Source organism: Paenibacillus lutrae (assembly GCF_009757775.1).
Lineage (GTDB): Bacteria > Bacillota > Bacilli > Paenibacillales > NBRC-103111 > Paenibacillus_F > Paenibacillus_F lutrae.
The window spans coordinates 126,613-126,862 of record NZ_RHLK01000007.1; positions in this window are offsets into that span (position 1 = coordinate 126,613).

Consider the following 250-nt stretch of genomic DNA (forward strand, 5'->3'; position numbering starts at 1 on the left):
ATTGCTCTTACTCAGCATTTTTTACACCTCGGCTCACCGTTTTACTTACTAATTCGATAAAAAAGCCTGTAGACCCTGCTCCTTGCGGAACTTTGTCTACAGGCTGGGATCTCCATTAGGGAGATCTCAGATTGCAGACAAACTCCTTTGTTCCGAATGGAACTCAGGAGTTTGTCTTGTTTGGAGAAATAAAAAACTCAAAAATGCAGTAAGTTTCTGTTTTGAGCCACCGGTTCTCCAAAGCCAGGTG